Raw genomic sequence first — 10,886 nt, forward strand, 5'->3', positions numbered from 1 at the left:
GCCGCGCCCGGCCCGGACCCGGACCCGGGCCCGGGCCCGGCGCGGGTCGCCGTGGCCTTCGCCGTGGCGGTCACGAGCGTGGAGGCCGCGGTATGACCGTCCCCCTGGACGAAGCCGTCCCCGTCGAACCGCCCGATCCGTCCCCCCGCCGCCGGCACCGGCCGGTCGGGGACCCCGTCAAGGCCCTGCTCCACCGTCACCGGGAGCTCTGCGAGCGCGCCGTGGACCCGCTGGAGATCGCCGCCGGGCTGGAGGCCCACGGCATCACCGACCGCACCGCCGCCCGCTTCCGCCACCGGGACGTCTTCTCGCTCGCCGAGGAGCTCTACGCCCGGACCCCGAGGGCCCAGAGCCCGCCCGCCACGCCCGCCGGGATCCCGGTCGGCCGCCGGGCGGTACGGGGCTTCGGCTACGCCCTGCTCCCCGGGGCCCTCGCCCTCGGAGCGGCCGCCGCCGGGGTGCCCTGGGCCGGAGCGCTCGCCGTGCTCGCCGCCGTCGCGGGCCTCGGCAGGCCGGTCCGGCCCGGCCGGTCCGCGGCCCCCGTGTACCTGCTCGCCGCCGCCGTCGTCGGCTGGGCCGTGCTGCGCCACGGGACCCCGCTCGGGGTCGCCCTGGCCGTGGCCGTCGCCCCGGGGCACCTGGCAGGCGCCTGGTTCGCGGCCCGCGCCCGGCGCAGGCTCGCCGGGAGCCGGGCCCTGGAGGACTTCGCCGACGGGGTCAAGCCGCTGCTCGTCGGCACGGCCCTGCTGTTCACCGCGGCCGCCGCGGGGGCGGCCGCGGTGGCCGGGGCCCCACTGCCGACCGCCGTACCGCTCGCGGTGCTGCTGTTCCTGACCCGCCTGATGCTCGCCCACGGAGCCCCTCGCCGGGGCATCGCGGCGGCCATGGCGCTCGCCCTGGTCCCGTTCCCCGCGGCGCCGTTCGCCGCCGCGGCGGGACTCCTCGTACCCGCCGTCCTCGCCCTGTCGCGGGCTTCCGCGCATGCGCGTCCCTGAGCCCTTCGGACCCGACACCGAAGTGCCCGTACCGCTGTACCCCCGTACCCCCCCCCGACCCACCAGCAAGGAGACACAGGACATGACCGGCCAGCCAACCAACCAAGGGGCCGCGCGATGAGGGTGCTGCTGATCGGAGCCAACGGATACCTCGGCCGCTACGTCGCGGACCGTCTGCTCGCCGACCCCGCGGTCCAGCTCACCGCGCTCGGCCGCGGCGACGACGCCGACGTCCGCTTCGACCTCGCCACCGGCAGTCCCGGCGCCCTCACCCGCTTCCTCGACGCCGTCCACCCGGGCGTCGTCATCAACTGCGCGGGAGCCACCCGCGGCGGCGCCCGGGAACTCACCCGGCACAACACCGTCGCCGTCGCCACCATCTGCGAATCGCTGCGCCGCAGCGGCTGCGGGGCCCGGCTCGTCCAGCTCGGCTGCGCCGCCGAGTACGGTCCCAGCCAGCCCGGTTCGTCCACGGCCGAGGACGCCGTGCCGAGACCGGGTGGGCCCTACGGAGTGAGCAAGCTCGCCGCCACCGAACTGGTGCTGGGTTCGGGGCTCGACGCCGTCGTCCTGCGGGTCTTCTCGCCCGTCGGCCCCGGCACCCCGGCCGGGTCCCCCCTCGGCCGTCTCGCCGAGGCGATGCGGCGCGCCATGCAGTCCGGGGACGGCGAGCTCAAGCTCAGCGGGCTCGGCGTGCAGCGCGACTTCGTCGACGTACGGGACGTGGCGCGGGCGGTGCACGCCGCCTCGCTGTCCGCGGCCCAGGGCGTGGTCAACATCGGCACCGGGCGCGCGGTCCGGCTGCGCGACGCGGCGTCCGTGCTGGCGCGGGTCGCCGGGTACGCGGGCTCGCTGCACGAGCTCGACGTCCCGCAGCACGGCCAGCATGCCGGCCAACACGGCCAGCACGGGCTCCCCGGCCGGCCCACCGGGCTCGCCGCCATCGGCTCCCCGCGCTCCGAAGCGACGGCCGAGCAACTTGCCGCGGCGCAGGCCGCGCAGCCCCCGTACCCCTACCCGGACGGTTGCGGAGCCTGGCAGCAGGCGGACGTCCGCACCGCCCGCGACCGGCTCGGCTGGCGGCCCCGGATCAACCTGGAGGAGTCCCTCGCGGACATCTGGATGGAGGCGGCGTGCCGCATCTGAGCACTCCGCAGGCCGCGGCGGCCACCGAGACCGGCGGCCTCGGCCTCGGCGTCCCCGGGTACGCGCATCCGCTGCTGGCCCCGGTGGAATGGGCCGAACTGACCCGGCCCGGGACCCCGCTGCACTGGGCGGTGCTCAACGTCACGGACGGGCCGGGCGGCCGGCCCGACCCGCACTGCACCGAGGCGGCCGCGAAGCTCCGAGCCGCCGGCGGCGTCGTCCTCGGCCATCTCGCGATGCGAGACGGCGAGAGGTCCTTCGGGGAGCTGGTCTCCGACGCCCACCGCTTCCGGGACTGGTACGGGGTCGGAGGCTTCTACCTCGCGGCCGCCCCGGCCGGCAGGGCGGAGCTGGCCTCCGTGCGCCGGGTCGTGGACGCCCTGAGGGGGCTCGGGGCCGGCCTGCGGATCGTCCTCGGGCACGGCACCCACCCCTGCGAGGAGTACACGCAGACCGCCGACCAGCTGGTCACCTTCTCCGGCACCTGGGCCGATTACCGCTGGTCGCAGGTGGCGGAGTGGACGGCGGACCATCCGCCGGAGCGGTTCTGCCACCTCGTCCACGGGGTGCCGCGCACGCACCTGGAAGAGGCGATGCGGATCGCCCGCTGGCAGGGCGCGGGCACGATCTGGTTCACCGACCGGCGCGGGCCCGCGCCACTGGATCCGTGGGCGTCGATGCCCGGGTACTGGGACGAAATCGTCTCGCGGATCGGACCGGGTGTCTCGGAATGAAGGAGGGCGTGGCAGTGTTACGGGAAGAACCACCGTTAAGACGTCACCATCTACGGAGTCCCCGTGTCGCTGCCACCCCTGGTAGAGCCAGCTGCTGAGCTCACCGTTGACGAGGTCCGTCGGTACTCCCGCCACCTGATCATCCCGGATGTCGGGATGGACGGCCAGAAGCGCCTGAAGAACGCCAAGGTGCTGGCCGTGGGCGCGGGCGGCCTCGGCTCGCCCGCCCTCATGTACCTGGCCGCGGCCGGCGTCGGCACGCTGGGCATCGTGGAGTTCGACGAGGTCGACGAGTCGAACCTGCAGCGCCAGATCATCCACAGCCAGGCGGACATCGGCCGTTCCAAGGCCGCGTCGGCCCGCGACAGCGTGCTGGGCATCAACCCGTACGTGAACGTGGTCCTTCACGAAGAGCGGCTCGAAGCCGAGAACGTGATGGAGATCTTCAGCCAGTACGACCTCATCGTCGACGGCACGGACAACTTCGCCACGCGCTACCTCGTGAACGACGCCTGCGTGCTGCTGAACAAGCCGTACGTGTGGGGTTCGATCTACCGCTTCGACGGCCAGGCCTCGGTCTTCTGGTCCGAGCACGGCCCGTGCTACCGCTGCCTCTACCCGGAGCCGCCCCCGCCGGGCATGGTCCCGAGCTGCGCCGAGGGCGGCGTGCTGGGCGTGCTCTGCGCGTCCATCGGGTCCATCCAGGTCACCGAGGCCATCAAGGTCCTCACGGGCGTCGGCGAGTCGCTGGTCGGCCGTCTGATGATCTATGACGCCCTGGAGATGCAGTACCGCCAGGTCAAGGTCCGCAAGGACCCCGACTGCGCGGTCTGCGGCCCGAACGCGACCGTCACCGAGCTCATCGACTACGAGGCCTTCTGCGGCGTCGTGTCGGAGGAGGCCCAGGAGGCCGCGCTCGGCTCGACGATCACTCCCAAGCAGCTCAAGGAGTGGATCGACAACGACGAGCCGATCGAGATCATCGACGTCCGCGAGATCAACGAGTACGAGATCGTCTCGATCCCCGGCGCGAAGCTGATCCCCAAGGGCGAGTTCCTGATGGGCGCCGCCCTCCAGGACCTGCCGCAGGACAAGCGCATCGTCTTGCACTGCAAGACGGGTGTCCGCAGTGCGGAAGTCCTCGCGGTCCTGAAGTCCGCGGGCTTCGCGGACGCGGTCCACGTCGGCGGCGGCGTCATCGGCTGGGTCCACCAGATCGAGCCCGACAAGCCGGTCTACTGATTTCGGTCCACTGACTTCTCCGTCGAAAAGCGGAGCGGTGTTCGGGAGGCCGGCTGCGTGAGCAGCCGGCCTCCCGTTGTCATGTCTCCTATACGGACGGCGGCAGCGGGACGGGAGCCGATGCGGACGGGGAGGCGGGCGAGGCCGTGCAGACGGTGTTCGCGCCCGGGACCTTCCCGTCCAGCAGGTACGCATTGACCGCCTGCTGCACGCACTTGTCGCCGCTGTTGTACGCGCCGTGGCCCTCGCCCTTGTACGTCAGCTCCACGCCGACGCCGGGGCCGAGCCGCTCGACCATCTTGCGCGCGCCCTCGTACGGGGTCGCCGGGTCGCCGGTGTTGCCGATGACCAGGATCGGCGCGGCGCCCGGGGCGGAGACGTCCGGGGTGTTCCAGGCGCCCGGGACGGGCCAGTCGGTGCAGCTCATCATGGCCCAGCCGAGGAAGTCCCCGAAGACGGGCGAGGCGGCGCGGAAGTCCGGCAGCTTGGCCTTGGTCCGCGCGAGGGTGTAGCGGTCCTTGGAGTCGGCGCAGTTGATGGCCGTGTTCGCGGCGCCGATGTTGCTGTACCGGCCTTGCTCGTCCCGCCCGTTGAGCGTGTCCGACAGCGCGAGCAGCAGTTGCCCCTGCCCGCCCTCGGCCTCGTCGAGCCCCTGCTCCAGGAGCGGCCACAGCTCCCGGGAGTACAGGGACTGGGCGATGCCGTTGGTCGCGGCGGTCTCCGTCAGCTTGCGGTCGCCGATGCCGGCGATGGGTTTGGCCGCCAGCTCCTTCTGGAGCTTGATGATGTTCGCCTCGATCTCCTTGGCGGTGCTGCCCTGGATGCGGCAGGCGTCGCCGCGGTTCACGCAGTCCTGGGCGAAGTTGCCGAGCGCGAGCTGGAAGCCCTTGGCCTGGCCGAGCGCACCTTGCTCGGAGGTCTTGGTCGGGTCGACGACGGCGTCGAAGACGGCCCGGCCGACGTTCTTGGGGAAGAGGTGGGCGTAGACCCCGCCGAGCTCGGTTCCGTAGGAGATGCCGAAGTAGTTCAGCTTCTCGTCGCCGAGCGCCTGGCGGATCCGGTCGAGGTCGCGGGCGGCGTTCTCCGTGCCCACGTGGGGGAGCACCTTGCCGGACTTCTCCTCGCAGGCCTTCTGGTACTTCTCGATGTTGCCGAGGAACACCTTCTCCTCCTCCGGCGTCGCGGGGGTGGAGTCGGCGGCGTAGTACGCGTCCAGCTGCTTGTCGTCCTCGCAGACGACGGGCGCGCTGCGGCCGACGCCGCGCGGGTCGAAGCTGACCAGGTCGTACCGGCCGCGCAGGGCCGCGTACTCGCTCGCCGCGCCGGGCAGGGTGGTGATGCCCGAGCCGCCGGGGCCGCCGAAGTTGAAGACCAGGGACCCGAGCCGCTTCTTCTTGTCCCGGGCCTTGGCCCGGATCAGGGCGAGCTCGATCGTCTCACCCGCCGGCTCGGCGTAGTCGAGGGGCACCTCGAGGACGGCGCACTGCCAGTCCTTGCCGGGCACCTGCCCGCCGCCCTCGGCCGCGGTGGGCGCCTCGCAGTCCCCCCACTTCAGGTCCTTGGCCCCTTGGGCGGCGCCGTCCTTGCCCCTCTTCGTGCCGCCCCCGCCGTCGGAACAGGCACTGGTGGCGAACAGTGCGGCGGCAGCGGCGGCGGCAGCGGCGATCCGAAGGCTGTTGGTCGGCATGTCCCCATCGTGTGGTCCCCCCGGCCCGGCCGCCCGCGCGCTGACCCATCCGGGTCACGCGGAGCGGCCCGGCGCCGACGTCAGATCGACCCCTTGCGCGTCAGGAAGTTGAAGGAGATCCACCCCGGCAGCACCGGCAGCCAGAACGTCATCACCCGGAACAGCAGCACCGCCGAGAACGCGACCTGGCTGTCCAGCCCCGCCGCGATCAGGCCGAGCGTCAAGGTGGTCTCCACCGCTCCGATGCCGCCCGGGGTCGGAGCCGCCGAGCCCAGCGCGTTGCCGGCCAGGAAGACGACCGCGATGCTCGCGTAGCTGATGTCCTCGCCGCCGCCGAAGGCGCGGATCGAGGCGTCCAGGCACATCACGAAGCAGCCCGTCAGCAGCAGCATCCCGCCGATGCCGGTCAGCAGCTTCTGCGGTCGCTGGAGCACGTCGAGCATGCGCGGGACGACTCCGGCGAACAGGGCCCGTACCCGGGTCGCCACGAACTTCCGCAGGAACGGCACCGCCGTGACGACGAGGACCAGTACCGCGACCGTCAGCAGACCCGCGATCACCGTCCTGGACGGGGTCATCTCGGGGGTCTTCTCCGTCCCCGTGAGATAGCCGAAGGACAGCAGCAGCAGGACGTGGCTCGCCAGCCCGAAGAGCTGGGAGGCGCCCACACTGGCCACCGCCAGCCCCGGCCGGATGCCCGCCCGCTGGAGGAAGCGGGTGTTCAGTGCGACACCGCCGACCGCGGCCGGAGCCACGAGCTTCACGAAGGATCCGGCGACCTGCGCCAGTACGGTCCGCAGGAACGGCACCCGCTCGGGCACGAAGCCCAACAGGCTCATCGCCGCCGCGAAATAGGTGAGCGCCGAGAAGGCGAACGCCGCCCCGACCCAGCCCCACCGCGCCTCGCTGATCGTGGTCCCGAATTCGACGTGCGCGAGCTGGGTGACCAGGAAGTACGCGCCGAGCGCACCCGCGATGAACGACACCAGCGTGCGCGGCCGGATCCGCTCCAGCCGGGCGGGCTCCACCGGTGCCTGCGGGCGGATCAGCAGCACCTGCTGGCGGATCTGGCTCAGCAGATCCTCCTCGCGGGCCCCGTCCAGGGCGTCGTCCAGGGCCCTCTTCTCGGCCTTCTTCTCCGTGGCGGAGCGTGTGGCGGGCGAGACGGAACCGGCCTCGCGCGCCGCCTTCGCCGCCCGCGAGGACTCCAGTACGGCTTCGCGCTCCCGGTCCGCCCGCTCCCGGGCGAGCCTGCGCAGCGTCGAGCGGGTGGAGCGGCTCAGCGCGATCGGCTGGAGCAGCGGCAGGCAGTCCGCCACCGCGTCCGGGCCGAGCACCGACACGGCCGAGGCGACCGAGCGCTCGGCGCCGACCCGCAGGCCCAGCGTGGTCAGGAGCTGCGCGATGTCCATCCGCAGGACCAGGTCCCCGGCCGCGATCTCGCCGCCGCGCAGATCGGTCAGGGTGATCGTGCCGGAACGATCCACCACGAGGGCGTCGCCGGTCAGCCGCCGGTGCGCGATGCGCCGCGACTGCAGCGCCCGCACCTGCTGCCACGCGTTGCGGCTCAGGGCGTCGGTGATCTCCTCGTCGGCCAGCGAGTCCAGGCTCCGGCCGCCCAGGTGCTCGTACACGAGCATCACGGCGTCCGGGCCCAGCTCGGAGGTGGCGATCAGCTTGGGCGCGTTGGCTCCGGCGGCGATGGCCGCGTAGGCGAGCAGCGCCTCCTGCTCCAGGGCCTGGCGCAGTGACTGGAGGCTGCGCCGGGTGGTGATGCCGCGCAGCGTGAGGCGGCGCCAGACCCGGTAGTAGAAGCCGTGGGCCTGCTGCTCCCGGTCCACGACGGTGACGTCGAGCGGCGGGCCGTCCTCCAGCGTGACGTGGTAGCGCCGTCCGCGATCGCTGACGTCGGTGCTGTCGGGGCCCTCCGGGGCCTCGGCGCGCATCGCGCTGACCGGCTGGAAGCCGACGCGGCGCAGTCCGGCGAGGAGGTTCTGCCCGGTGGGCCGCACGTTCGGCGAGCCGACCGCGTACAGGGTTCCGTACGCGACGCTCCAGCCGATCAGCACGGTCAGGACGATCGAGAAGGGCGTGGTGTAGCCGCTGACCAGCATCGCGAAGGCGTCCAGCAGCAGCACCACCCACAGGGCGACCCGCCACCGCGGCCGCCGCGTCATCCCGACGGCGGTCATGTACGCGATCACGGGCGCGAGGTAGCCGTGCACCGGATCGGTGAGGGCCCCGCCGGCTCCCGTGGGCCGGGTGAGGGCGTCCTGGATGGTCTCGGAGGCTCCCTGCGTGACCCAGAGGTCGGCGGCGAGGGTGACGCCGTGCGCGAGGACGGCGGCGAGCACGCCGTCGGCGATGCGCAGCCCGTCGCGTTTGATCAGCCGCTCGATGGCGAAGGCGACCGGTACGAGGAGCACGGCGATGCTCGACACCAGACCGGCGACCTTGATCAGCACGTCCGGCGCCTGGCCGGTGCCGTTGCTGATGTCCTGCTCCAGACCGGCGGTGGTCTGGTGGGCGAAGGCGGCGATGGCGAGGAGGACGGCGACGCCGAGGATGCCGACGAGGAGGCGTACGAGGTCGGAGGGGCGGTGGACGCGGGCGGCCAGCAGCGGCTCGTCGACCTCGACCTGGTCGGCGGCCGTCGGGGCGTGCCCGTGCGGGGCCTGGACGTCCTCGCAGCCGGTCCCGCCATCGGTCCTGGTGCCGCTTCCGGCGCCGGTCGCGGAGGCCTTGGAGAGCGAGGGGAAGGGCACGGGGGTGAGACCGGGCGCCGGTTCCCGGACCGGGTCGTGCGCCGGGTCGTGCGCGGGATCGTGGGCAGGACCTGGTGCGGGGCCGTCGTCTGGGCGCGCGCCGTCGTCCGCCGCCGCGCCGTTCGGAGGGCTCACACCCTGCTCCTTTTCCGTCACTTCCATCTCTTCTTGATCACCTATCACGCGTCACCGCCCGGAAGATGGTGGCACGGACCGGCGTCCGGCCGGGGCGGCAGGGTGCGAGCCGATCCGGAACGCGACCCTCCGCGGCCCTGCCGCTCCAGTGCGGCACCATGGGCCGGATGAGCGAAGAGCTGCCGGCGTACGCGGAGCGGGTGCTGGAAGCGGCCGAGCGGATTCCGCCCGGCCGGGTGATGACGTACGGCGATGTCGCGGAGTGGCTCGGCGAGGGCGGACCCCGCCAAGTGGGCCGTGTCATGGCCCTGTACGGCGCGGCCGCGCCCTGGTGGCGCGTGGTGCGGGCGGACGGGCGTCCGCTGCCCGGGAGCGAGCGGCGCGCCCTGGAGAACTACCGCGCCGAGGCCACCCCGCTGCGCCTGACCGGCGACGGCGAACCGCGCCTGGACATGCGACGGGCGCGCTGGGACGGGGACGCCGGACAGGACGAAGGTCACATGTGACAGCTTCGGCCATGCGCGGCCCGAACGGGCGGTCGAAGGAGCGCACGAAGCCCCGTACGGGGGACGCGGGGGCCCGGATGGCAGCCGGGCCGGCGGCCCCGGCCGCCGCCGGGACGCGGGCGCGGAGGAAACCGCACGGGCCGCGGAGGAGCCTGCGCGGGCCGCACGGGTTGCCGTAGCGTTGCCCCTTCGGCTGTGGCTTCGGCTGCGGCCTTCACCACGGCAGCGACCGCTGCGACGGCAGACCCACCAGGACCGGCACCCCACGTGAACACCTCTTCCTCCGACGGCCACCGCACCGAGCGGCGGCGTACGCGGACCCCGGACGCGTACCGCCTCGTGCGTACCGGGCCGCAGCGGGTGGATCCCGTGGTGCTGGACGCAGCACAGCGCGCGGTGGTTGAGCACACCGGCGGCCCGCTGCTGGTCCTGGCCGGACCGGGCACCGGAAAGACGACCACGCTGGTCGAGGCGGTCGCGGCCCGCGTCGAGGCCGGCGCCGATCCCGCGCGCATCCTGATCCTCACCTTCAGCCGCAAGGCGGCGGTGGAACTGCGCGACCGGACCGCCCTGCGGCTCGGCGGGGCGCGCGCCCCGCAGGCCACCACCTTCCACTCCTTCTGCTACGGCCTGGTCCGCTCCCACCAGGACGCCGACCTGTTCGCGGACCCGCTGCGGCTGCTCTCCGGCCCGGAGCAGGACGTCATGGTCCGCACCCTGCTGGAGGGCCAGCGCCGGATCCGCTCCATCCACTGGCCGGACGACCTGCGGGCCGCGCTGACCACGCGCGGTTTCGCGGACGAGGTGCGCGCCGTCCTGGCCCGCGCGCGCGAGCTGGGCCTCGGCCCCCACGAGCTGTCCGACTTCGCGTCCCGCACCGGGCGGCCCGACTGGAAGGCGGCGGCGGCCTTCCTCGCCGAATACCTGGACGTCCTGGACCTCCAGGGCACCCTGGACTACGCCGAGCTCCTGCACCGCGCGGTGCTGCTGGCGGAGCGTACGCCCGCGATGTCCTCCCTGTACGACGCGGTCTACGTGGACGAGTACCAGGACACGGACGCCTCGCAGCTGCGCCTGCTGCGCGCGCTCGCCGGCCCGGCGGGGCGGCTGACCGCCTTCGGCGACCCAGACCAGTCGATCTACGCCTTCCGCGGCGCGGACATCAACAACATCCTCGACTTCGAGACCTCCTTCCCGGGCGCGCGGGTCCGCGCGCTGACCGTCTCCCGCCGCTCCTCGGCCGGGCTGCTGGCCGCCACCCGGCAGCTGACCTCCCGCATGCCGATGCCGCGCCTGCCCGCCGCGGCGGTACGGGCCCACCGCGCGCTCGCCTCCACCCGCGAGGGCGGCCGGGCCGAGGTGTACACGTACCCGACGGCCGGCGCGGAACTGGACAACATCGCGGACATCCTGCGCCGGGCCCATCTGGAGGACGGGGTGCCGTGGCAGGACATGGCCGTCCTGGTCCGCGCGGGCGGCCGCACCCTGCCGCAGATGCGCCGCGCCCTGATCGCGGCGGGCGTCCCGGCCGAAACGGACGGCACGGACATCCCGCTGCGCCACGAACCGGCCGTCGCCCCCCTCCTGACGGCCCTGCGCACCCTGGCCCTCGCGGGCCCCGACACGCCCCTCGCCCCGGCGGAGCCGGGCGCCGGGGCCGAGGCCGAGGCCGGGGC

At 73.7% G+C, this 10,886-nt stretch carries 8 protein-coding genes; 6 read left to right on the top strand and 2 right to left on the bottom strand.

The features are described 5' to 3' along the window. The first annotated feature begins 92 nt into the window (after window positions 1-92). From J7E97_RS16515 to moeZ, 4 genes are all read left to right on the top strand, one after another. The gene (locus J7E97_RS16515) at window positions 93-995 is read left to right on the top strand and encodes a hypothetical protein (RefSeq protein ID WP_215027770.1); all 903 of its coding nucleotides are present in this window, start codon (window positions 93-95) and stop codon (window positions 993-995) included. Between the two features lie 117 nt (window positions 996-1,112). Further along, entirely contained in the window at window positions 1,113-2,141 is a 1,029-nt protein-coding gene (locus tag J7E97_RS16520; protein ID WP_215027772.1) for an NAD-dependent epimerase/dehydratase family protein, read from the top strand. Further along, complete coding sequence (locus J7E97_RS16525) at window positions 2,129-2,875, top strand: spherulation-specific family 4 protein (protein ID WP_215027774.1); 747 nt, start codon at window positions 2,129-2,131, stop codon at window positions 2,873-2,875. The genes J7E97_RS16520 and J7E97_RS16525 overlap by 13 nt, the downstream gene beginning before the upstream one ends. Before the next feature lie 63 nt (window positions 2,876-2,938). Then, entirely contained in the window at window positions 2,939-4,117 is a 1,179-nt protein-coding gene (moeZ, locus tag J7E97_RS16530) for an adenylyltransferase/sulfurtransferase MoeZ (protein ID WP_215027776.1), read from the top strand. Between the two features lie 88 nt (window positions 4,118-4,205). Here the strand turns inward: moeZ and J7E97_RS16535 are convergent, their stop codons facing one another. Together J7E97_RS16535 and J7E97_RS16540 are read right to left on the bottom strand one after the other, a co-directional pair. Next, window positions 4,206-5,804 carry an alpha/beta hydrolase gene (locus tag J7E97_RS16535; RefSeq protein WP_215027778.1) on the bottom strand — a complete coding sequence of 533 codons (1,599 nt, stop codon included), beginning with the start codon at window positions 5,802-5,804 and terminating at the stop codon, window positions 4,206-4,208. An 80-nt stretch (window positions 5,805-5,884) separates the two neighbouring features. Next, a complete protein-coding gene (locus J7E97_RS16540; RefSeq protein WP_251054671.1) occupies window positions 5,885-8,731 on the bottom strand; it encodes a lysylphosphatidylglycerol synthase domain-containing protein in 2,847 nt (948 codons plus the stop codon). Window positions 8,732-8,862: 131 nt separating this feature from the next. On the opposite strand from J7E97_RS16540, the gene J7E97_RS36640 reads away from it, so the two are divergent. Both J7E97_RS36640 and J7E97_RS16550 read left to right on the top strand, forming a co-directional pair. Continuing rightward, entirely contained in the window at window positions 8,863-9,210 is a 348-nt protein-coding gene (locus tag J7E97_RS36640; protein WP_285428290.1) for an MGMT family protein, read from the top strand. Window positions 9,211-9,477: 267 nt separating this feature from the next. After that, window positions 9,478-10,886: ATP-dependent helicase (locus tag J7E97_RS16550; protein WP_215027782.1), on the top strand; the 1,409-nt coding region annotated here is incomplete at its 3' end.

Source organism: Streptomyces sp. ISL-66, from assembly GCF_018614135.1.
Classification (GTDB): Bacteria; Actinomycetota; Actinomycetes; order Streptomycetales; family Streptomycetaceae; genus Streptomyces.